At 49.2% G+C, this 24003-nt stretch carries 21 protein-coding genes; 3 read left to right on the forward strand and 18 right to left on the reverse strand.

Translation table 11 applies throughout. The features are described 5' to 3' along the window. Window positions 1-43: 43 nt before the first annotated feature. Window positions 44-955, forward strand: a complete 912-nt coding sequence (locus tag ACQUQM_RS11120; protein WP_432474568.1) for a LysR family transcriptional regulator ArgP — start codon at window positions 44-46, stop codon at window positions 953-955. Window positions 956-1047: 92 nt separating this feature from the next. Here the strand turns inward: ACQUQM_RS11120 and ACQUQM_RS11125 are convergent, their stop codons facing one another. Together ACQUQM_RS11125 and ACQUQM_RS11130 are read right to left on the reverse strand one after the other, a co-directional pair. Continuing rightward, a complete protein-coding gene (locus ACQUQM_RS11125; RefSeq protein ID WP_432474569.1) occupies window positions 1048-1734 on the reverse strand; it encodes a DUF3313 family protein in 687 nt (228 codons plus the stop codon). 298 nt (window positions 1735-2032) lie between these two features. Then, a complete protein-coding gene (locus ACQUQM_RS11130) occupies window positions 2033-2566 on the reverse strand; it encodes a YcnI family copper-binding membrane protein (protein ID WP_432474570.1) in 534 nt (177 codons plus the stop codon). Between the two features lie 282 nt (window positions 2567-2848). Between ACQUQM_RS11130 and ACQUQM_RS11135 the strand changes: the two genes are divergently transcribed. Next, the gene (locus tag ACQUQM_RS11135) at window positions 2849-3970 is read left to right on the forward strand and encodes an alcohol dehydrogenase family protein (protein ID WP_432474571.1); all 1122 of its coding nucleotides are present in this window, start codon (window positions 2849-2851) and stop codon (window positions 3968-3970) included. Window positions 3971-4201: 231 nt separating this feature from the next. Here the strand turns inward: ACQUQM_RS11135 and nhaA are convergent, their stop codons facing one another. The 13 genes from nhaA to glyA form a co-directional block, all read right to left on the reverse strand. Continuing rightward, window positions 4202-5569, reverse strand: a complete 1368-nt coding sequence (gene nhaA, locus ACQUQM_RS11140) for a Na+/H+ antiporter NhaA (protein WP_432474572.1) — start codon at window positions 5567-5569, stop codon at window positions 4202-4204. A gap of 321 nt (window positions 5570-5890) precedes the next feature. Beyond that, window positions 5891-6196, reverse strand: coding sequence for a helix-turn-helix domain-containing protein (locus ACQUQM_RS11145; RefSeq protein WP_432474573.1), 306 nt, complete (start codon window positions 6194-6196; stop codon window positions 5891-5893). Between the two features lie 127 nt (window positions 6197-6323). Then, window positions 6324-6680, reverse strand: coding sequence for an SET domain-containing protein-lysine N-methyltransferase (locus ACQUQM_RS11150; RefSeq protein ID WP_432474574.1), 357 nt, complete (start codon window positions 6678-6680; stop codon window positions 6324-6326). A gap of 25 nt (window positions 6681-6705) precedes the next feature. Then, the gene (locus ACQUQM_RS11155) at window positions 6706-7566 is read right to left on the reverse strand and encodes an ATP-grasp fold amidoligase family protein (protein WP_432474575.1); all 861 of its coding nucleotides are present in this window, start codon (window positions 7564-7566) and stop codon (window positions 6706-6708) included. A 63-nt stretch (window positions 7567-7629) separates the two neighbouring features. After that, on the reverse strand, window positions 7630-8493 hold the full coding sequence (locus ACQUQM_RS11160; protein ID WP_432474576.1) for an ATP-grasp fold amidoligase family protein: 864 nt from the start codon (window positions 8491-8493) through the stop codon (window positions 7630-7632). 294 nt (window positions 8494-8787) lie between these two features. Beyond that, window positions 8788-9936, reverse strand: coding sequence for a GlxA family transcriptional regulator (locus tag ACQUQM_RS11165; RefSeq protein ID WP_432474577.1), 1149 nt, complete (start codon window positions 9934-9936; stop codon window positions 8788-8790). Between the two features lie 228 nt (window positions 9937-10164). Then, window positions 10165-11544: an L-serine ammonia-lyase gene (locus ACQUQM_RS11170; protein WP_432474578.1), complete on the reverse strand. Its 1380-nt coding sequence runs from the start codon at window positions 11542-11544 to the stop codon at window positions 10165-10167. Between the two features lie 385 nt (window positions 11545-11929). Next, on the reverse strand, window positions 11930-12802 hold the full coding sequence (purU, locus tag ACQUQM_RS11175) for a formyltetrahydrofolate deformylase (protein ID WP_432474579.1): 873 nt from the start codon (window positions 12800-12802) through the stop codon (window positions 11930-11932). Between the two features lie 113 nt (window positions 12803-12915). Continuing rightward, complete coding sequence (locus ACQUQM_RS11180) at window positions 12916-13599, reverse strand: sarcosine oxidase subunit gamma (RefSeq protein ID WP_432474580.1); 684 nt, start codon at window positions 13597-13599, stop codon at window positions 12916-12918. Continuing rightward, a complete protein-coding gene (locus ACQUQM_RS11185; RefSeq protein WP_432474581.1) occupies window positions 13592-16609 on the reverse strand; it encodes a sarcosine oxidase subunit alpha in 3018 nt (1005 codons plus the stop codon). Before ACQUQM_RS11185 ends, ACQUQM_RS11180 begins: the two co-directional genes overlap by 8 nt. A gap of 13 nt (window positions 16610-16622) precedes the next feature. Beyond that, complete coding sequence (locus tag ACQUQM_RS11190; protein ID WP_432474582.1) at window positions 16623-16907, reverse strand: sarcosine oxidase subunit delta; 285 nt, start codon at window positions 16905-16907, stop codon at window positions 16623-16625. Window positions 16908-16922: 15 nt separating this feature from the next. Then, a complete protein-coding gene (locus ACQUQM_RS11195; protein ID WP_432474583.1) occupies window positions 16923-18176 on the reverse strand; it encodes a sarcosine oxidase subunit beta family protein in 1254 nt (417 codons plus the stop codon). An 82-nt stretch (window positions 18177-18258) separates the two neighbouring features. Beyond that, the gene (gene glyA, locus ACQUQM_RS11200; RefSeq protein ID WP_432474584.1) at window positions 18259-19521 is read right to left on the reverse strand and encodes a serine hydroxymethyltransferase; all 1263 of its coding nucleotides are present in this window, start codon (window positions 19519-19521) and stop codon (window positions 18259-18261) included. Between the two features lie 370 nt (window positions 19522-19891). Here glyA and ACQUQM_RS11205 point away from each other — a divergent pair, with 370 nt between their 5' ends. Then, on the forward strand, window positions 19892-20932 hold the full coding sequence (locus ACQUQM_RS11205; protein WP_432474585.1) for a GlxA family transcriptional regulator: 1041 nt from the start codon (window positions 19892-19894) through the stop codon (window positions 20930-20932). A 204-nt stretch (window positions 20933-21136) separates the two neighbouring features. Here the strand turns inward: ACQUQM_RS11205 and ACQUQM_RS11210 are convergent, their stop codons facing one another. The 3 genes from ACQUQM_RS11210 to ACQUQM_RS11220 form a co-directional block, all read right to left on the reverse strand. Continuing rightward, on the reverse strand, window positions 21137-22024 hold the full coding sequence (locus tag ACQUQM_RS11210) for a hypothetical protein (protein WP_432474586.1): 888 nt from the start codon (window positions 22022-22024) through the stop codon (window positions 21137-21139). Between the two features lie 996 nt (window positions 22025-23020). Further along, on the reverse strand, window positions 23021-23479 hold the full coding sequence (locus ACQUQM_RS11215) for a DUF2846 domain-containing protein (RefSeq protein WP_432474587.1): 459 nt from the start codon (window positions 23477-23479) through the stop codon (window positions 23021-23023). Between the two features lie 171 nt (window positions 23480-23650). Then, window positions 23651-23926, reverse strand: coding sequence for a hypothetical protein (locus tag ACQUQM_RS11220; protein ID WP_432474588.1), 276 nt, complete (start codon window positions 23924-23926; stop codon window positions 23651-23653). Window positions 23927-24003 lie beyond the last annotated feature (77 nt).

The following is a 24003-nucleotide window of genomic DNA, read 5'->3' on the forward strand; positions in this document are numbered from 1 at the left end:
AAAATAATTAATATCACTCAATAGCCAAGTAATTACAAAGCTGATGATCGATTACCGTCAACTACAGGCCTTCGCTACTGTTATCGAAGAGCAAAGTTTTGATAAAGCGGCGCGCCGGTTATACCTGACCCAGTCTGCAGTATCGCAACGGGTTAAACAGCTGGAAGAATCCGTCGGCCAGTTGCTGATCATTCGCAGCCAGCCACTGCATGCGACAGCAGCTGGACAGAAACTGTTGCGCCATTACCGCCAGATCAATCTGCTTCAAAATGAGCTGATCGCATCACTCGGCGAAGCCAAAGCAAAAGGCTTTAGTAAATTGGCGATCGGTCTCAATGCCGACACCCTGGCAACCTGGTTTCTCGATGCACTGGAGCCACTGCTCAGGGAGAATAATGTATTGCTGGAGCTGCGCGTAGATGATCAGGACCAGACTCACAACTTCTTGCGTCAGGGCGAGGTCATCGGCTGTATCAGCGCCAGCGATCAGCCGATGCAAGGCGGCAGATGTACGCCTCTGGGCTTTACCCACTACCGGGCACTGGCCAGCGCCGATTATATGCAGCAATACTTTTCTGCTGGCATCGATAAAGAAGCCCTGCTACGTGCGCCTGCTGTTGAATTTAATCAAAAAGACGAACTACAGGATCGCTATCTTCAGACCTTTTTCAGCTTCGATGACAACGACGATTACCCCTGCCATCGGGTTCCTTCCACCGAAAGCTTTATGGACCTGATCGCCCGTGGTTATGCCTGGGGCATGGTCCCGGATGAGCAAAGTAAGAGATTGAGAGACACCGGTAAGTTACAGGAAGTAGCGCCCGGTAAAGTCATTAAAGTGCCGCTGTACTGGCATTCCTGGAATCTGACAACGGATATAAGTCAGCAGTTAACTGATTGCCTGGTGAACTACTGCCGTCAACATCTTGAGGTTATACCGGACATAAATATTTAATTTTTTGCAGGGGGCATAAGCGGATGTTTTGTGGATTTTATCATTGCTTTCCGGTGCTACTGTTTCAATACCGGCAGAAAAACTTTCACAGACTAGCGATGCTTGCCAAGGCCTTTTCTGAACCTGGCGGACCAATTATCGAGCACAACCTTAATGGCTTCGAACGAACGCTGCTCAGCCGCCAGTCCAGGCTCCTGCTCACTCTGCTGATCGATAAGCGCAAACAGACGCTCACCACTTACCGCATCGTATATTTCTAACTCTAAAACCGCCGTTATAATGTGCACCGCCTTTGCTGCAGCCATTTCCGGTGTATCGTTAAGATCTGACAACAATACTTCAACAGGTATCTGCCCTCCTTCCAGCTGCATCTCATTACTCTGGCGGACGCCAGAAAGCGCAGCACGAATCACAGCCACACCTGCTGCCGGACTATCAACCAGCCGATACTCCGGAGCCAGTGAAGTTTCCAGGCTTACTCGAAAGTAGTCTGTTACTGTCTTGACCTTATCCGGTGAAATAGCGTTGTGCTGTTCATCCCGCGCATACAAAACCTGAATCGGCAGCAACAAGAAATTATTGTATGCCGCAATATCCTGAAAGCTGACGCCGGGTTTAAGCCAGTACTGCGCATTTTTGATCTCCGGATGGGGCACAAACTCATCATAACTCGTCAGAAAGCGCCTCTCATCGGCAACCACGCCATACGGTAGCAGCAACAGCCCCAGCAACAGATAAGGCAGACAACCTGAATACTTCAGCATCTGGCCGCTATTCATCGTAATCACCTCACATTACCTGGCTCATATATATGCTTAGTTTAGGCAATGGTTTAAATTTCACCCTTTCTTTCGCACCCTGAAGAATTGACAAGCCGAGTGTCTCGTTGGTGCATGGCGCAATGGCTAAATGAGCTGACCGATAAAAATTTTGTCGCAACGATACCGTTCAGGCTAAAAAGGCTCGAAGTCACGTGTTTTAACGCCACTTCGAGCCTTTATTAACGAGTCTATTTTAACAAGGCTAGCCTGAGTCTATTTTTCTGGACTCTATATCTTTGGCTCTGTTTAAGGCTCCTTAGTGATTGTGATGTTTCTCGGTCAGTTGCAGGACAGGAGCAGGAGACTTCAGGTCATGGCTGTCCTGGCCCTCTTCAGGAATCTCAGTCCATCTGTTCTCACCATCCGGACACTCCTGAATTGTATTTACATAGAGCGTCTGCCCAGGTTCACCGGCCAGTTTTGCACTGAACACAAATTCATCGAAGAAGTCATCCGATAAATTGCCACCGCTCCAGATGATTTCACGTACATCCTCGGTGACGGTTTTGCCATAGTAATCGAAAGGCTCATCCAGCGTTTTCTTAACCGTTTCCAATGTCCATCCGGCTTTGGGCATAGGCTTGGCTTTTCGTATCTCCAGCGGCAGAAGGATTCTGACGGTTTGCGTAGGGCTTCCTTTACAGCCATGGCCAATCTTCATCACACCTTTATAATGACTATCGACGGCGGCCGACTGTGTTTCCAGAGAGGCATGAGCGACAGCAGCGGTTGAAAATCCACAGCTGATAGCCGCAGCTGCCAGCAATACAACGGGGAGTAATGGTTTCATCAAGTTAATCCTTAAAAAATAATGCAATTGTGACGTATTACCAAATAGCCGAGATGAGCCAATCACCGCACTCTCTATCATTAGATGAGAGACGCGACTGATCACCCAGTATGAATATTTTAACGAATTGACTGACTATCGGCGTGAGACCAATTGTCGCACTATGAACGATGAGCAATCCGGCTTGCCTGAGTGCGCTAGAGACCTTAGGATGAAATCTCCCAGGCTTAACTTTCCAGGCATACGCAACGGGCATGTCACAGCCCCCAGGAATAAGGAAATATGGCTAGTAGTTTAATGAAAGCGATAGTCACAACCGGCAATGGCGGATACGAAAAGCTGGTCTATAAAGATATCGCTATTCCTGAAATCATGCCGGGTGAAGTGTTGATAAAAGTGCTGGCCGCAGGTGTTAATAACACTGAGATAAATACCCGCCTTGGCTGGTATTCCTCATCGGTCAGTCAATCTACCAATGAAACCTCTGATAACGCTTCTGATGAAACTTCAGATAAAACTCTAAATAACAGTTCAGCCCTTCAGAGCACCGATGGTGGCTGGAACAAACAGACGCCGTTCCCATTTATTCAAGGTACCGACTGCTGTGGACAGGTCGTTAGTACCGCCACAGATGTAGACAGTAATCTCATAGGTAAACGCGTACTGATCCGTCCTTGTATCCGTGAGCAGGGTTTTAACTCATTGGATAACATCTGGATAGGGTCTGATTTTGATGGGGCTTTCGCTCAATATGTGAAAGTCCGTGCAAGCGAAGTATTTCCCATTACCTGTGACTGGACTGATGCTGAGCTGGGTACGATTCCCTGCGCCTACGGAACGTCCGAAAATATGTTGCACAGAGCCAGACTGAAGGCGGGTGAAACGGTTCTTATCACTGGTGCTTCCGGTGGTGTAGGTTCTGCGACGGTACAGCTGGCCAAACGCAGAGGTGCGAGGGTTATTGCTATTGCTGGCGAAGAGAAGCATGCTGCTGTAGCTGAAATCGGTGCCGATAAGCTATTAGGCCGGTCCGCGGATCTGTTGGCAGAGCTGGGAGAGCAATCCGTCGATGTAGTAGTGGATAACGTCGCTGGAAGCCAGTTTCCGGCCATGCTCAAAGTATTGAAGCGCGGCGGCAGGTTCGTTTCATCAGGCGCTATTGCAGGGCCCATTGTCGATCTTGATATGCGTGATATGTACTTAAAAGATATAACACTGATCGGAACCACTGCGTGGGATGAGCCGGTATTCCCAAACCTCGTGAGATACATAGAACAGGGGGAGATCTGGCCGGTGCTGGCTAAGACCTTCCCTCTGGCTTCCATCGCGGAAGCACAAAAGGAATTTCTCGAGAAAAAACATGTGGGTAAGTTTGTGCTTATTCCTCCGCCAGTCAATTCCTGATTAATCACTTAAGTAACAGCAGAATAAAGAAACCACACAGGGCTTATCCCAGTGTCTGATGAATTATTACCACAACAAAACAGAGGAAATTTAAGGCCGAACGCTGGATTCAAGCAATAAGCGCCGTAGCAAACTCTGAGCGTTCCAGGGAGCTAAAGCACTGCCCCCGTTAAATCTGAGTTCCAATAACGGTAGCTCGTATGAATGATAAATTATGCACGGATAATATTATCAGGATTCCGATTTCCTACTGTTCTCAAAGGTAAAATACAGCCAGAGAAAACCCGAAAGCCCGGCTATGATTGATGCTAGCAGTACCCCGGTTTTAGCCATCAGCAGATCCTGAGCATGATGAGCAAAGCCAAGTTCCGCAATAAATATCGACATGGTAAAGCCGATCCCCCCCATCAATCCAACGCCGACAATGTGCCTGAAGTTCAATCCATTCGGGAGAGAGGTTAAACCAAGCCTGACGGCAACCCAGGAAAAACCAGCAATACCGATCAGTTTTCCGACAACCAAACCTGCTGCTATACCCATCGAGACCGGGTGAGTGACAGTATCACCAAAAGTTGACCAATCGATAGGAATACCTGCATTGGCCAGGGAAAAAATAGGGATGACAACATAGGCAGATGGTATGTGCATCTTGCGTTCCAGAATCTGAGCAGGCGCCTGTACCCGCTGTATACCCTCTCCTAAGGCTCGAACCAGAGATCGCAGTTCATCATTCTTAACGATGTTCTTTTCAAGTCGATAGGCCCGTTTAATCTGCCTAAGCATCACATTAACCTGCGATAAAAAGCGATCAGGATCATATTTCGGGCGCATGGGAATAGTGAAGGCCAGAAAGATCCCGGCGAGAGTTGCATGGACACCACTCTTCAACATTGCGACCCAGAGCACCACACCCAGCAGGATATAAGGTAAAGGACGGCGAACTCCCCCGAGATTCAATGATATCAATAGCAACAACAAGGTAGCTGCAATAGCCAAGGCATAGAAATTCAGTGTTTCGGTATAAAATAGCGCTATTACTAAGACTGCACCCAGATCATCTACAATCGCAAGGGCCACGAGGAATGTAAGCAGGTTTTTGGGTACCCGATTTCCCAGCAGTGCCAGGGTACCCAGAGCAAAGGCAATATCGGTTGCCATCGGCACACCCCAGCCATCAAAAGTGTGCCCCTGCGGGTTGATGCTTATGTAGATAAGAACAGGTACCAGCATGCCACCTGCGGCCGCGATTATCGGAAGTAGCGCCTGTTTAGGGTCGACAAGCTCCCCCACCAGAATTTCACGTTTAAGCTCCAATCCGATGACGAAGAAAAACACAGCCATCAAACCATCATTGATCCAGTGATGCAGCGATTTGGATAGCTGGAATCCTTCCATGCCTATCGTAAGCGGCTTCTCCAATAAGTGGTGATAAGCGTCACTCCATTCGCTGTTGGCAACATAGAGCGCCACAATTGCACACAGCATAAGCAGAATGCCACTGGTAGTCTGGCGGCGAATAAAGTCTTCAAGGGGCGTTAACACCCTCTCAAAAGCCTTTTCCCATGGCGCGACGTGCTCTTTTCCAATCCTTTTTTTCATCTTCAGACCCTAAAGAAGAACAGTAAAAGTCCTATCAGGTTCTCTGCCATCACATTGGCCAGGTCAGGCTTTAGTTAGAATATCAACGTGTACGCAAATCCTTTGCTAGCTTTCCAGTATATATTGAACCCGGCAATTTCACCTGACTGACGCAAGAAACTACCTCATCAGGAAGTCTTGCCGTTGAGGCTACGGGTGAATTTTCAAACAGACAGGTTGATGCCGAGGAGGTGAGACCTCACAGGATTAAGCTGCTTTAAACAGCGCCTTTAAATAGCCGCATCTATAAGTTAACACTCTAACAAAAGTGAGTGTCAGGTATCAGCCCTTATCCTTCAGATTAACCGAACCAAAGGTTGATTCCGTTTTAGCTTCACTGAAAGCACCGGCTGACAGCGATCCCTTAGGATTAACCACCGGTTTAAGTTTAGGTTTAGCCTTAACTGCAACCTTGGAGCCACCGCCATCCACAACCTGGTTTTTAGCGCCACGCTCTTCACTCGGTGGCAGCCCCATCTGTTCGCGATAACATTTACTGAAATGTGGCGTTGAGACGAAACCGCAGGCCGCAGCGATATCGATAATCGGCATGCTGCTCTGCTTAAGCAACTGACGGGGACTAAGCAATCTTAGCTTGAGGCAATACTTAGAGGGAGAGTACTATAGGTCTGAAAGTTTTAATTATGACAAACTATTCAACCAGATAGACCGATTTCCATCGGCCCCGGAGACCCTAACCTCCCTTATTATATTGCTATTTTTCAATGCGGACCTGGCATTTATCTGAAGCGCAGCTACAGTCAAAAGGCGCAACGATTTTCCGCTCAGTTTCCATATAGTTAAATGTCACTTCGTCATTCGGAGCAATAGTACCGCGCGCAAAAATTACTTTCCTATCCTGATCAACATAGCAGTTTGGATCGCAGCTATGATTTATATATCGACCAACCGGATGGTATATATGTATACCGCCTAGATCAATCGACATATAGTCTGGTTCTGCCTGTTCTTCAGATCCTGATAGATCAATAACAACATCTCCAGGAGAAAAGGCTTTTACTGTTCTGAGCCGTTTAAATGATTCAAAACTATCATCTATAAAAAAATCCATATCTCTATCCATAAATAAAATCAATTCATTGTGGAATACAATTAAGATCCATCAATTTTCCATATTCAAAATCTAATGATCGAGGTTTCCACTGAGTCATCCCGTTCTCCGGCGTGAAAGTAAGTTCACCAAAATAGACAACACCATCGACATTGTACAAATCAACACGAATGTGAGGGTAGTCTTTACTCAGTGCTTCAGACATAGCCACCATACTGTTAAAATTATCTGGCTTTTTGAAGCGATTTTCAGGGCGGGGAACATCATTAAAAAAATCAACTGGATGTTTTTCCCATTGCGTATTGTAATAGTCTCTTATATGTCGTCCTTCAAACTTTCCCTCTTCAACAGAGAGAAAAGCTACCAGCCCATTAAAGCAATAGAACTTGTAGTCTTTAATGGGTCCCTGATCTTCTTTTAGCAGTTGCTCAGCTATGATTTTCGTCGGCATTTTACTATAGTGAAACTCACCATTTCTATAACCGTACTTATCATTCATCCTTTCTTTTACTTCTGAAAGAAACCGTTCAATATTGAAAGTATTTTTATCATCCACGATCCAGCAGTACCGTGGACCTGATCCATTATTAATTTTAAAAACAAACTGATCAGGCAACATTTCCCAATCAATATCTTCAGGTCTATCCCAATCACCATATAGCTTTATCAAACAATCAGAAAACCCCGCCTCTTTAATATACTCTCGGACTAGATATTTATCTGCACGTTCAATAACACGCCGATCATTGACATTATGATTCAACTTGAGCCATTGTATTTTTTCACAATAGGTTTGAGGATCATTAAGATTAAGTGGATAGCCAAGCTCCCTTTTAAAGTTTCTCTTTATTCTACGACGCGCATTAAAAACATCAAAAATTTTCATCCCCCCCCCAAAAAAACATTTAATAGATAATCATCTCACATATGAAGCACGGCGGTTGCAACGTTAATGGGAGATATTATGAATATCCATAAGCTTTCCAAATTTCAAATCCAGTGATTGCGGCTTCCATTGGGTTAAACCGTCCGTAGATGTATAAGTAAGCTCGCCAAAATAGATCTTTCCATCGGCATTGTATAAATCCACACGAACATGGGGATAGCCCTTACTCAGGGTCTCCGCCATAATGACCATATTGTGCAAGGTATCGGGTCTTTCGAAGGGTTTCTCCGGACGGGAGACATCGCCATAAAACTCAACCGGGGATCTTTCCCATTCAGTGTTGTAATATTCCCTCACATGATCATCCAGAAACCGTCCCTGCTGGACAGAGATGAATCCAATCTGGCCATGAAAGCAGTAAAACTTATACTCAGTTACAGGTTTTTCTATATCACCAAGGTACGCTTCGGCAATAATCTTGACCGGCATTTGCCCATAGTGAAACTCACCTTTTTTATAGCCATATTTATGCTGCATTCTCTCTTTTACTTCAGTTAAAAAACCATCCTTATCAAACTCAGACTTCTTCTCTACAAGCCACATATAGCCTGTTCCAGAGCCATTATTTAACTTTAAAACAAGTTTATCGGGTAAATCGTCCCAATCTATATCCTCAGGCCTATCCCAACATCCGTATAGCGTTACCAGATATTCAGCAAACCCCTGTTCTTCAATAAACTTTCTGACTAAATACTTATCCGCCCGTTCAATAATACGTTGATCATTGGCATTGTGATTCAACTTAAGCCATTGTATTTTTTCGCAATAAGTTTGAGGGTTTTTAAGATTAGGGGAATAGCCAAGCTCTCTTTTAAAATTCCTTTTAATTCGTCGCCGTGCATTAAAAAAATCAAGAAAACCAACCATACTCCCTCCGAGAACAGAACCCTAACAAAAACCTGAATATGCAATACTCATAATTCATTAATGCTAGAAATTACTGAATTCTACAATAGATGCTCTTAACCTGTACACCGTCACCTCCCCCTCAGATGGGATATAGTTCTCCTAAAAAACTCTTAGAAATCAGGAAACCTGCAAATAACTCCTGACGGCACTTATCACCCCCGTTGGCGGCTGGCTTACAGGAAAGCTCACAATCAGGTAAGATCCTTGCAGCAGGAGCAACGGGCAGATCGGTACTCGGTCAGGGGACAGAAATCAGCCCTTATCCTTCAGATTAACCGAACCAAAGGTTGATTCCGTTTTAGCTTCACTGAAAGCACCGGCTGACAGCGATCCCTTAGGATTAACCACCGGTTTAAGTTTAGGTTTAGCCTTAACTGCAACCTTAGAGCCATCGCCATCCACAACCTGGTTTTTAGCGCCACGCTCTTCACTCGGTGGCAGCCCCATCTGTTCGCGATAACATTTACTGAAATGTGGCGTTGAGACGAAACCGCAGGCCGCAGCGATATCGATAATCGGCATGGTGCTCTGCTTCAGCAGCTGGCGGGCACGGAGCAGGCGTAACTTGAGGTAATACTTGGAGGGTGAGCATTCCAGGTATTTCTGGAACAGGCGTTCTAGTTGACGACGGGACAGGCCAACATAGTGGGCCAGCTCGTCCATCTCGATCACTTCTTCGATATTCGCTTCCATCAGTGCCACCACTTCCACCAGTTTCGGCTGAGTAGTGCCTAACACATGGCGCAGTGGCACTTTCTGCTGATCACTTTCATCACGGATACGCTCACAGATGAACATCTCTGAGATCGCCGCTGAAAGCTGGTAGCCATGCTCTTGTTTGATCATATTGAGCATCATATCCAGCGGCACAGTGCCTCCGGTACAGGTCATACGCGTGCGGTCGATACTAAACAGACGATTAGAACAGTTCACTTTAGGGAATGCTTCCTGCAATGATGCCAGATACTCCCAGTGGGTACTGCAATCATAACCGTTCATCAACCCGGCATCGGCCAGCAGATAAGCGCCTGTACAAACACCACCCAACTTACAACCTTTACGGTCCATCTCCTGCAGCCAGCTGATATGACGCTTGTTGTACGCCTTAATGACATTGACGCCACCCGCCACAATCACCGTATCCAGGTTCAGGTTGCCATACATACTGGCGTCCGGGGTGATCTTAATTCCATCGCTGGCACTGATCGGCTCGCCATCCTCGGTCAGGGTATACCAGGCATAGAGCTCTTCACCGCTGAGCTGATTTGCCATGCGCAGGGCCTCAACCGCTGATGCAAGGGAGATCATGGTGAAATTATTCAGCAACAGAAAGCCGATCGTCCGGGCTTTACCCCGATTTGAATCAGAAGAGGTGGTACGTTTGATGTTTGAATCAGTCATAAACAAACCTGTGCCCGAACCGCATCTCTGACGAAACCATACGAGCTTATTATTTTCTATGGCCGTTAAAAGACTAAGTAAACGCTACGTAAACACTACTGAATCAAACGGTTATCTTAGTAAAACAGCCATATTCTGAAAATGGACATTAACCGAATACACTATAGCTGAAAAGCAAAAATGCCATTGGCTTTACAACCAATGGCATTTTCTTGATCTTATCAGGAATTAACACTCAATTGCGTTAACCGCCAAACCTCCGCGAGAAGTTTCCTTGTACTTATCATGCATATCACGACCGGTATCCGACATGGTCTTGATTACCTTATCCAGTGAGATAAAGTGATCACCATCGCCACGCAAAGACATCTGTGTGGCATTGATCGCCTTCACTGCTGCAATCGCATTACGCTCAATACAAGGCACCTGAACCAGGCCGCCAACAGGGTCACAGGTCAGACCCAGATTATGTTCCAGACCGATCTCGGCTGCGTTTTCAACCTGCTCCGGGGTTCCACCCAGCACTTCACACAGTCCTGCAGCCGCCATGGCACAGGCCGAGCCGACCTCACCCTGACAGCCTACTTCAGCGCCAGAGATCGAAGCGTTTTTCTTACACAGAGCACCAATCGCAGCCGCTGCCAGCAGGAAATCAACCACGCACTCCTCAGTAGCCTTAGCAGTGAACTCCGTGTAGTACATCAGTACTGCCGGAATGATACCCGCCGCGCCGTTGGTCGGTGCCGTGACCATCCGCCCGCCACCGGCGTTTTCTTCATTCACCGCCAGCGCATAAAGGTTGATCCAGTCCATCGCGCCCATCGTTGAGCTGATGACATTCGGTTTAGTGGAGCGGATCAGGGATTTGTGCAGGCTCATCGCCCGACGTTTGACCTTCAAACCACCGGGTAAGATACCCTCTTTATGCAGGCCGGTGGCGATACACTCTTTCATCGCCGCCCAGATCCCCATCAGACCGTCGCGAATCTCCTGCTCGCTGCGCCAGACCTTTTCGTTTTCCATCATCAGCTGGCTGACGGTGAAGTTATTGGCTTCGCAGAGTTCCAGCAGTTCTACCGCATTATTGAAGTCATAAGGCAGTTCAACCTGAGGGACCAGATGAGCATCGGCTGTGGCTTCGCTTTCATCGATAACAAAACCGCCACCGATGGAGTAATAAGTATTTTCGTACAACAGTTTGTCATCTGCGCCAAAGGCTGCCAGACGCATCGCATTCGGATGGTATGAAAGGTTCTCTTCCAGCAGGTTCATATCCCGATCCCAGATAAACTCGATCGGATACTGGCCCAGCAGGTTCAGGCTGTTGCACTCTTTCAATGTTGCCACGGCGGGCAAAATCATCTCAGGATCAATACTGTGAGGGCGCTCCCCCATCAGGCCGACAACCACTGAATTGTCGGTGCCATGACCAATACCGGTGGCACTCAGAGAACCGTATAGGTCGACCTGTATCCGCACTACATCAGCCGCCATCGCTTGCTGATCTAACATTGCTGCGAATTCTGCAGCGGCGACCATCGGACCGACGGTATGGGAACTTGATGGGCCTACGCCTACCTTAAAAAGATCAAAAACACTGATAGACATAAAGCCTCCACCGCGCAATCTGAGCGCAGGTTATTATTGTAATTAAGAGTTCGATTATGGGTGTCGGGAAGCAGCACCGCGTGCCGGTTTACGACCTGTACTTTTCTTAAAGCGCGAGAACTTAAATAAGAGCATGTAAAGGAAAGGGTTGAGGCCGACCCGTGTGAGTTCGGCAGTTATGACTTTCTTGGGGAGAACCCATAACCGCCTGGCCGACCTCAAAAAAGGTAACTGAAAACCAGTTATTAAAACCTTAAGCATTAGCATTGAGCAGTAATAATGTTAAATCGCCGCGAGGTACCCGAAGGGGTATGCCTGCGCGCCCCCGCAACTGCTACTTTTCTTTGTGGGAGCGACACCCCGTCGCGATCTGTGCAATAGTGTATTAGCTGCTAAATACTACTGTGCGGGAACCATTCAAAAACACCCGCTTTTCGATGTGATAGCGAATCGCATTGAACAAGGTAACCCGCTCCACATCCTGGCCTTTAGAGACCAGATCTTCCGGGTAATATGCATGGTCAACAGTCTGGATACCCTGGCTGATAATCGGGCCTTCATCCAGATCATTGTTTACATAGTGAGCAGTCGCACCCACCATCTTCACGCCTTTTTCCCAGGCCTGGTGGTAAGGACGTGCGCCCTTGAAGCCTGGCAGCAGCGAGTGATGGATATTGATCGCTTTACCATTTAACTGTTCGCACAACCATGGCGACAGTACCTGCATGTAACGCGCCAGTACCACCAGCTCGATATCGTATTGCTCTAACAGCTTAACGATCTCAGCTTCCTGATATGGTTTCGTCTCAGCGCTGATCGGCAGGTGGTGATACGGAATACCGTGCCACTCAGCCAGATGCTCAAGGTCAGGGTGGTTAGAGATAATCACTGGTACTTCTATATTCAGCTGACCGGTACGATGACGGTACAACAGATCGTTCAGACAGTGATCGTATTTGGATACCAGAATCGCCACCCGCGGACGATGTTCAGGCTCGGTCAGCTGCCACTCCATATCGAATTCAGCAGCGCGAGGGCCAAAGTCAGCATCGAACTGTTCGGCACTGAAATTCTCATCTTGCGGTTGAAACTCGATACGGATAAAGAAACTTTTTGATTCGCTATCATCAAAAGAGTGAATCTCTTCCACATAGTTTCCAGCTTCCGCCATATAACGGGTTACCACATCAACAGTACCCAGAACACTCGGACAACTGGCGGTAAATATCCATGGCTTGGAATGGTTAGTAGAGTTCATAAGAGTTCTCCTGACAATAGGACGCCATAAACGGCCTGGTGAAAGGCAGTTAAAGGCAAATTTAGAGATAAAAACCGGTCTGCGGTTGCAGACCGGTTATTTGAGGGGCTAAATCAGGCTTCGATTACCAGACCGAATTCACGGCTGGCATCCTGCAGCCAGAGCCAGACGTAGTCAGAGAAGCTGCGACGAATCACTAATTCGAAGCGCTGCTCACCGGTACGACGGATAATCGCAGTGCTCTTAGCGAACACAGTGGATACCACCTTGCCGACCGGGAACTGCTTAGAATGCAGATCCACCGGAGTGCACTTCTTCAGCAGCTCAACAACATTAGCGCCGGACAGTTCCAGCACGGTGGAACCACCGCTGCTGTTAACCAGCGAGTAGTGACCGCCCATCTCGTCGCGGAACTTAGATTCCACGTCGAAGGCCTCAAGACCCGGTACCAGAATCAACCATTCATCAGGAGACATCCAGCGGATTGAATAGTCACCGTTCTCCGCAGAGGTCAGAGGCTGCAGTGGCAGTGCCACGCCCAGTACACGCTCAGCTGCAGCCAGCTGATCAACGCTTTCCGGATTACAGCGCAGAGTCAGATGACCCAGCAGCTTGTGCTCACGCAGGTGAATACCACCCTGCTTCGGGCCTACCTTTGCCAGGCTTTCCAGATCCGCATGGTGCAGCGGAGACTGGCCCTGAATCTCAGGATTGGTTTTCAGATCAGGTACCTGATCCATTACCGCAGCCTTAGTTGCTGCTATTTCTGCTGGTGTCATTACATTCAAATCAGACATTTTGACGCTCCCCTTTCGGATCCAGGAAGATCGGGCTGCAAATTTCAGCTTCAATCACAGTGCCATCGGCCAGTGGGTAGAAAACAGTTTCACCCATCTTATCCAGGCCACCTTTAATAAAGCCCATGGCGATAGAATGACCCAGGTTAGCACTCCAGTAGCTGGAGGTAACATGGCCTTCCATCGGCATCGGAATCGGTGCCTTAGGATCCAGTACCGCCTGAGCTCCCTCAGGAATCACAGCCTTAGGATCTTTAGTCTTCAGACCGACTAACTGCTTACGGTTTTCACGGACGCAGTCTGCACGGTTCATACCACGCTTACCGATGTAGCTGAACGGCTTCTGGTTAGAAACACACCAGCCCATACCCAGATCGTAAGGATGAACCGAACCATCGGTATCCTGACCTGCGATAATGAAACCTTTCTCAGCCCGCAGGATGTGCATGGTTTCAGTACCGTACGGTGTCAGGTTGTACTTAGCACCCGCCTCGAACAACTTCTCCCATACATGGGTACCGTAGTTAGCTTGTACGTTAATCTCGAAAGACAACTCACCGGTGAAAGAGATCCGGAAGACACGGGCTGGAACCCCGGCTACCTTCATCTGCTTCCAATCCATGAACTTGAAGTTATCGTTGCTCAGATCGTAATCGGTCAGTTCAGCCAACAGCTTACGGCTGTTAGGACCGGAGATAGTCAGGGTAGACCAGTGATCGGTAACCGTATTGAAGTAAACTTCCAGCTCAGGCCATTCGGTCTGATGATACAGTTCCAGCCATTCCAGAACCCGTGCTGCGCCGCCGGTAGTAGTGGTCATCACGAAGTGGTTATCGCCCAGGCAGGCAGATACACCATCGTCGAATACCATACCGTCTTCGCCACACATCAGGCCGTAACGACACTTACCAACCGGCAGTTTCGCCCATGCGTTGCTGTAAACACGACCGAGGAATTCACGGGCATCTTTACCCTGAACGTCGATCTTACCCAGGGTAGATGCATCCAGAATACCAACGCTGTCACGTACCGCCAGACACTCACGGTCCAGGGACTGCTGCATAGTCTCATTGCCTTGCGGGAAGTACCATGGACGCTTCCACTGGCCAACATCCTCAAACTTAGCACCGTGCTCAACGTGCCACATGTGCATCGCAGAGTAACGCTCAGGATCGAACAGCGCGCCGCAGTTACGGCCAGCGATCGCACCGAAAGAGATCGGCGTGTAGTTCGGACGGAAGATAGTAGTACCGGTCTCAGGAATAGTCTTGTTCAGCGCCTTCGCGGCAACCGCCATACCGTTGATGTTACCCAGCTTGCCCTGGTCAGTACCAAAGCCCATCGCAGTGTAACGCTTAACGTGCTCGATAGACTCGAAGCCTTCACGACACGCCAGCTCGATACCCGCGGCCGTTACGTCTGTCTGATAATCGACAAACTGCTTCGGCGCCTGGGAAGTCGGCTTCAGGTGCGGGATGTGGAACAGGGTCATCGGTGCGCCCTCTTTCACTTCCTCAGCTTTTGGCAGAGCCACTTCAGCAGCACTCAGACCTACTTCAGCGACAGCTTTCAGACCTGCATTCAGACCTTCAAACAGCGCGGTGCCGGTGTTGTAGCTACCGTTAATACCACCGGCAGTCAGCTGCTTCTGAACAGTCGGACCCGGTACGAAGCCAACAATCTCGTCATTCCAGATCGGACGGCTGCCAGTATGACTGGACAGGTGAATAACCGGGCTCCAGCCACCGGAAGTCGCAACTGTATCAGCGCTCAGCTTAGTTACAGAGCCGGTTACTTTACCGCCGTCTGCGCTGATCGGTGCAACAGATACACCGGAAACACGCTTCTTACCCTGAACATCGATTACCGCAGAACCGGTGATGACATTCAGACCACGGGAACGCGCCGCATCGACACGATCACCAGCAGGATTCGCACGGGTATCAACCACAGCAACTACTTTACGGCCGGCATCATGCCAGTCCAGTGCCGCCTGATAGCCGTAATCGTTAGTGGTAGTGACCACCAGCTCAGTACCCGGTACTACACCGTAACGGTTGATGTAAGTAGAAACTGCGTTGCTTACCATGCAGCCCGGTACATCGTTGTTGCCATAAACCAATGGACGCTCATGTGCACCAGTGGCCAGTACAACCCACTTAGCCCTAACCCGGTGCAAACGCTGACGAGCCTGATTAACCGGCGCGATATCGGCCAGGTGATCAGTACAACGCTCATGAATAGTAACGAAGTTATGATCGTGGTAACCGTTTACAGTAGAACGTGGCAGCAGCATGACATCGTCGTAGCCGCGCAGCTCTTCTGTAACAGTCTTGGCCCACTCAGAGGCAGGCTTGCCGTCCAGGGTCTCTTTAGAGCTCAGCAGGCTGCCACCGAATTCACTCTGCTCATCAGCAAGAATGACACGGGCGCCACTGCGCGCTGCAGTCAGTGCAGCAGCCAGACCGGCAGGACCGGCACCGACTACCAATACGTCACAGTGCTGGTTAATGTTGTCGTAAGTATCCGGATCATTTTCCAGAGGTGAACGACCCAGGCCTGCAGCCTTACGGATAATAGTCTCATAGGTATCCCACAGAGCCTTCGGGAACATGAAGGTCTTGTAGTAGAAACCAGGAGGCATCATCTGGCCACCGACCTTGCCCAGCACGGACATAACGTCGGTATCAACATTCGGCCAGCCGTTAGTCGCCTGGCTCACCAGACCGTTAAACAGTTCCTGTTGCGTAGCACGCACGTTAGGTACCTGAGTCGCCTCAGTTGCACCCAGCTGCAGTACCGCATTCGGCTCTTCAGCACCAGACGCGACGATACCGCGCGGACGGCTGTATTTGAAACTACGGCTAACGACATCGATGCCGTTTGCCAACATTGCAGATGCCAGAGTGTCACCCTGAAAACCAGTGAACTGCTTACCGTTATAGGTAAAGGTCAATGGCTTGGAACGGTCGATGCGACCTCCGCTCTGGAGGCGGTTTTGTTGTGTCATTGTTCCGCTCCTCTTACTCAGCGACTACAGATGGCTGCTCGCCGATCTTGTAGACTTCTTTAATTTCGTAGGTCTGGGTGTCGCGGGTAATGTTAAAAAACTTGCGACAGCCGGCTGCATGAACCCAAAGTTCGTGGTGAATGCCACGTGGGTTTTTACGGAAGAACATATACTCGCCCCACTCCTTATCGGAACAGGCTTCAGGGTCCAGTGGACGGGCGATGTGCGCCTGACCTGATGCGTGAAACTCTTCTTCTTCACGATATTCCGCACAATGCGGGCAATAGATATGAAACATTTTAATCAGCCCCTGTTAGTGTGCTACGCCAGCAGCGCCGTGCTCATCGATCAGCGCGCCGTCGTGGAATCGGAACATAGAGAATGGCTCGGCCAGCGGGTGCATTTCACCCTTCGCCAGAGAAGCCGCAAAGACATTACCAGCGCCCGGAGTGGCCTTGAAACCACCGGTACCCCAACCACAGTTGAAGAACAGGTTCTCAACCGGAGTCTTACTGATAATCGGACAAGCATCCGGACAAGTATCCACGATGCCGCCCCACTGACGGTTCATACGTACCCGGCTGAAGATCGGGAACAGCTCCACGATCGCCTGTACAGTATGTTCGATAGTCGGGTATGAGCCGCGCTGACCGTAACCGGTGTAACCGTCGATACCAGCACCGATTACCAGGTCGCCCTTATCGGACTGGCTGACGTAACCGTGTACGTGGTTAGACATAACAACCGTATCCAGGATCGGCTTGATCGGCTCAGATACCAGTGCCTGCAGCGGGTGAGATTCCAGCGGCAGTTCGAAACCGGCCTTCTTCGCCATCACACCGGAGTTACCAGCAACAACACAACCAACACGATCGGCTTTAATATCGCCGTAACGGTCAGTTTTAACGCCGATGATAGCGCCATCTTCGATGATCATGTCGGTCACTTCGGTCTGTTGAATCAGATCAACACCGAAAGAGTCCGCTCCGCGGGCAAAGCCCCAGGCTACCGCATCGTGACGGGCAACACCGCCGCGTGGCTGCCAGGAAGCACCCATAATCGGGAAACGGCTGTTTTCAGAGCAATCCATGTGCGGCACGATCTCTTTGATCGACTGCGGATCCAGTACTTCACCGTCGATACCGTTGAGGCGGTTCGCGTTAACACGACGCTCGATATCACGCATATCCTGCAGGGTGTGACCCAGGTTCAGTACGCCACGCTGGGAGAACATAACGTTGTAGTTCAGGTCCTGTGACAGGCCTTCCCACAACTTCATCGCATGCTCATACAGATGAGCAGACTCATCCCACAGATAGTTAGAACGTACGATCGTCGTGTTACGGGCAGTGTTACCGCCACCCAGGTAACCTTTTTCGATTACCGCTACGTTAGTTACACCGTGCTCTTTAGCCAGGTAGTAAGCCGTTGCCAGACCGTGACCGCCGCCACCGATAATGATGACATCGTATTTCTTCTTCGGCGTAGGGTTACGCCAGGTGCGCTGCCAGTTCTCATGATGCGTGAGACTGTGCTTGAGCAGTCCAAAACCTGAATAACGCTGCATAACATCAGCTCCTGTTTCAGTCGCGGCCAGCTCTGTTCTAAAGTCAGAGCAGACCGCTTATGTTCAATAGTTAACGGTTGGCTTACTTATAAACCGGATAGTCAGCGCACAGCGCCTTAACCTGTTCTTTCACTTCTGCGATCTTAACTTCCAGCGCTTCCGGCTGGTTCAGTACGTCCAGCAGGTCAGCGATCCAGCCTGCCAGCGTGCGGCAATGTGCTTCTTTGAAACCGCGGGTGGTAATAACCGGTGAACCGATACGCAGACCAGAAGTTACGAACGGAGATTGTGGATCGCCCGGTACAGCGTTCTTGTTCACAGTGATGTTGGCGCGACCCAGGGCAGCATCAGCATCTTTACCGGTCAGACCCTGCTTGATCAGGCTCAGCAGGAACAGGTGATTTTTAGTACCGCCGGAAACGATCTCAAAACCGCGCTCGATCAGTACTTCAGCCATCGCATTGGCGTTCTTAACAACCTGCGCCTGGTACTCTTTAAATTCAGGATCCAGCGCTTCTTTGAACGCTACCGCCTTAGCTGCGATTACGTGCATCAGAGGACCGCCCTGACCGCCTGGGAATACAGCAGAGTTCAGTTTCTTCTCCAGCTCGTTATCGCGGGAGATGATCAGACCGCCACGTGGACCACGCAGTGTCTTGTGCGTTGTAGTAGTAACAACATCAGCGAAAGGCACCGGGTTCGGATACAGGCCAGCAGCAACCAGACCGGCAACGTGTGCCATATCAACGAACAGGTAAGCACCCACTTTGTCAGCGATCTCGCGGAAACGCGCCCAGTCAACAATCTGGGAGTAAGCAGAGAAACCGGCAACGATCATCTTCGGCTTGTGTTCAACCGCCAGACGCTCAACTTCGTCGTAATCGATCTCGCCGGTCGCTTCATTCAGTCCGTACTGAACAGCGTTGTAGATCTTGCCGGAGAAGTTTACGTGGGAACCGTGAGTCAGGTGACCACCGTGCGCCAGGCTCATGCCCAGAACAGTATCGCCCGGTGCACACAATGCCATGTAAACAGCAGCGTTAGCCTGAGAACCAGAGTGTGGCTGCACGTTCGCGTAAGTCGCACCGAACAACTCTTTAGCACGGTCCAGAGCCAGCTGCTCAACCACGTCAACGTATTCACAACCACCGTAGTAACGCTTTTCAGGATAACCTTCAGCATACTTGTTGGTCAGGGCAGTACCCTGAGCTTCCATTACGCGCGGGCTGGTGTAGTTCTCAGAAGCGATCAGCTCGATATGCTCTTCCTGACGCACTTCTTCTTTACCGATAGCGGCCCACAATACGTCATCATATCCCTGAATCTGGTCATCTTTACTAAACATCTATACCTCCACACCCTGCCCACAAGGCGAGTAACAAAATTGGTTTCTAATTATTTTTCCCTGCCTCACTAACGCGGTAACAACTGCATCAGGAAGGCTGGTCGGGAGGTAATCGCGTTGCTGGGTTACCCAAGAGAAATGCTTAATAACTCCCATAACAGCGATATTAGCCCCTCTCGGGATTGGCGCTATGCTCGAACACGCCTCGGGAGTGTCCATTTACGACAGTCAGGTAAATGCAAAAAAATGTGTCGTAGTGATGCAATAAAGTGATGAATACTCATAGAATTGAGAGTATAAACAGTGCCCGCAAAGTCGAGCAGCCGCCTTGCCGCAGCCTAGCCATTAAAAACACAATGAGAATGAAGTGATGAGTGACTCTTCCAAAAAACGTGATTTCAGCTCAGTGATGCGCAGCACCAACAGCGCCTACCTGCCCGGCGATGAAGCGCCGGAAAAGCCGGTTAAGGTTGGCTTCGTGCTGCTGGAACACTTCTCGATGATGGCCTTCACCGCGGCGGTCGATGCACTGGTCACCGCAAATCTGGTAAGAACAGCGCCACTGTTTGAACACATCATTATGGGTGTCGATTCACGCATGGCGATGAGCGACCTTGGCATTGAGATCGCCACCAACACTACGCTGGAACACTTCACCATCGAGCACCGCGGTACAGTCGATATCCTGATCGTCTGCGGTGGTTTTCGCTGCTCGCTGGAAGAAAACCCAACTCTGACCACTATGCTCAAAGCCGCTGACAAGCAGGGGCTTATTGTCGGCGGACTGTGGAATGGCACCGTCGCACTGGCCTATGCCGGCCTGCTGGATAACCAGGAATGCTCAGTGCATCCCGACAATCACGCTTTCGTCCGGGAAAAATTCCCCCGGGTGCAGGTTTCCGACAACGCCCTTATTCTCAATCCACTGCGCGCCACCTGTGCTGGGCCTGTTAGCGCTTTGGAAATGATGCTAAAACTGATCGAGCAGAGCTATGGCCAGAACATTGTCCGGGCTATCCGCGAGATCCTCAGCTGCGATCAGGTCGCCGAAAGCGGCGGCACCATGAACCTGCAAACTGGCGACGACCCCACCTTCCCCGAAACCCTGCGCAACCTGCTCGCGCTGATGCGCAGTAATATAGAAGAACCACTGACACTGGAAGAACTCGCCTCGCACACCAGCATCTCCCGCCGCCAGATGGAACGCCTGTACCAGACCCATCTGGAAACCAGCCCGTCGCGCTATTACCTTGAGCTGCGTATCACCCACGCACGGCGGTTGTTGCTGCAGAGCAATGAGACCATTACCAACATTGCGCTGGCCAGCGGGTTTGTCAGTACCAGTCATTTCAGTAACTGTTTTAAGGACTATTTTGGGGTATCGCCGTCGACGGCAAGGGCTAAGAAGTAAGAACCGTAGCTCGTTGCTCGAACGCAGCAACCTGCTTGCTCGTGGCTCGAAAGGGCCTTCTTAATTGGGTGTGGATGTAGGGCTGAGGTTGGTGGCTTTGTAAGGATGATTTTAGGGGCCAGGAATTAACTTTACTCTGACCCCATTTATCTACCGACCCCATTTATCTACCATTTATCTGAAATAGCTATCCCATTCCAACCCTCATCCACCACTGTATTTAATATATATCTCGTCCACCTTCCCATCGATGTATCCTTGTGCAGGTTCTGAAGGACAAACAGAAAGATCTACAGCAGCCTGCACCCACATGGATGATTGAGGTGCATATCGCTCATTGTGAACACTCGAAATTGACACTTCTGCGCCATTGTAAGTAAATATAAAACTGGCGCTGGACTCATCCCATTCCATTGTAACGTCCACATACTCTTTTGCAGAAGCAAAAGGAAAAACGACGCCATCCGACCACTCTACAGTTTGACAATCAGGGTCACCGCATTCAAAAACCACAGCATCTACGCGCATCCCCTCCGCTGTAAAACTGGCTCTTTTTCTAAGACCGATCCAAGCCATGACCTCTCCAGTCAAATCACCTGGAACAGAACTCGAGTTAATATTGTAAAAACCAGTAATGATTCGCAGCCTGGCAGAATCTCTACCATAACAACTAACAACATCGACATCATTGAAGCCAATTCGACCACCAACCCCAACAACCTCGCTTCTATCCTGAAGCGCTAAACCTAATCTTGTACGTGTTGCACCTACCCCGTCACCAGACATAACACCATGAGTTCTATTAACCAAATCAAGAGTCCCATCAGCACTAAGACCTCGCGGTTTCTCTCCCCCTATGGGATTTGGTACTACCATACGTAACAATTCATAACTGCTCCAATCTTGATATTCACCAACTGGTGGATCAATCCAGTAATGGTTAAAAGACTGCTTTCCATCCCAGAATTCAGCATTAATGGTTCGATCGGAAAAGTCGTCATAAAGACTCCACCCATCTGGTGGCGCAGCTACAACCGTGCTACTGAGCAAAACGGCAGGTATAAACAACAGTAAATGTCTTAAGAATTGCATGATGTTCCTCCACTATAGCGCTACCCCTTCGGTCCAGAACAACATCACGGTCATGCTAAAATACTTAGCTCAGAGAACTATCGCTTTAACCATTTTCCGGACGACTTAGTAAGTAAGCCTTTTCAATTGTGTACACCCCCATCACAATAACCGTAGTTAGCCAATGGTTATTCGCCAGTATGATTAATGCCGAGCCCTAAAAAAACAGACTTCTCCTGACCCTAATCAATTTAATGGTGTCACTGCTATTTCACTTCCAGATATGGAACGAAGAGAGTAACGAGGGGACAGGCATACCTCAACAACACATAGCAATCACTCGCACAGGTACCAGCCCACTGCCAGGAACTAAAACTCTGAGAAAAGCTTTGAAAAAGCTACTTCATTCTCGTCCGCTGAAAATGAGTAAACTCATTTGATCAGTTGCACAGCATTTTGTTGCTTGTGGCTACGCATTTCCTTTGTCCTGATAGCGCCTTATCGTGGGGTGCTAGGCAATTGATCTGAAACGGGTATTGCTCATTTTGGTTTGTTGTTTTCTGATGAGAAACGCGGTTCCTACAGCCGACCCTTCTTACGTAGTAAGGAGTAGGCAAACTGGATCAGTAGAAAAGAAGGCTTTTAGGTTTTTTCTAGCTACCAGCAAGTGACGAAGTCACGTCTAGCGAGCTGAACTTATTCAGCGGTTTAGCCACTGAGCGAAGCGACCTGTAGGAGGGGCGCCCTCGCCGCGATTATCGCCGCGAGGCGCGCCTCCTACAAAACCAATCCCCTCTTACGTAGCAAATAACAGTCGAACCTGTACTACTCAATAAGAACGCTTTTAGGCTTTTTCTAGCTACTAGCAAGCAGCGTAGCTGCGTTCTAGCGAGTCGAACTTGTTCGACGGTTCTAGCCACTGAGCGAAGCGCGTTTTTCTAGCCACTAGCAGCAAAGCTGGCTTTGCGATCTAGCGAGCGACGCAGTCGCGTTCTAGCTACTGCGCGAAGCGCTATTTTATTTACTACAAATACCCTTCATCGCCAGGTCTAATTTTGCAACGGCTTGTTTGCCGGTGTTTTCATCGACAAGTTCGACATTTGCTCCACCGACAAAAGCACCCATCTTGATGTACTGGTTCACGAAATAATTTTTACCACTCTCTGTTTTAACCAGAAGGTCATTGGGTGAAAACTCAGATTCTGTTGATATCTGATGCTCTTCACCACCCGTCACTTCTTCGTAGAAGAATATTTTCGGTGCCGTTTCGCCAATGCATTTACCATCAACCCAGACATCCTTTTTTAACGCGGCCCCAAAAACACTGTCTCTATAGATATACAATCCAGAATGTCCTTCAGTTGGCGGGTTAAACTGCTTTGCCAAAGCGGCTTTTTCTGGGGTATCCATAGGAACAGAGGCGCAACCAGACAACAGTGACGCTGCCACGGCAGTAGCTATAAATATTTTTTTCATTACCTTCCCTCATCTGATTTATGAGCTTCACATGCTCTATTGGTTTTTCTTTGCACTACTGCTGATTGCGCCCTGCCATAGTTGACCATGCTTGCATGGCAGGCCTGCTTTGCGGGTTATCAATCAGCTGTCCGGTATAAAATTCAGAGAAAAGCTTAGGAAAAAGCTACTTCATTCTCGTCCGCTGAAAATGAGTAAACTCATTTGATCAGTTGCGCAGCCTTTTGTTGCTTGAGGCTGCGCGTATCCTTTGTCTTGATAGTGCCTTAAAGCGGGTTGGCAAACAATTGATCTGAAACGGGTATTGCTCATTTTGGTTTGTTGTTTTTCCTTGGCATTGATTTTTACCGAAGGTCCGGTTTCGCCTTGTTGGCGAGTCAAGGTCTTTGCGCGGGCAAAGACCTTAACAATCCAAAGCCGCCCCTGCTGTTTGGTTGGCTGCGCCAACTCCCCTGCGCGTTTCGCTTACAAATGGGTGCGAAGAGAACTCGGCCAAAAAGCAGCCTCAAACATTCTTCGCACTG

The sequence above is a fragment of the Amphritea sp. HPY genome, assembly GCF_050870985.1.
GTDB lineage: Bacteria > Pseudomonadota > Gammaproteobacteria > Pseudomonadales > Balneatricaceae > Amphritea.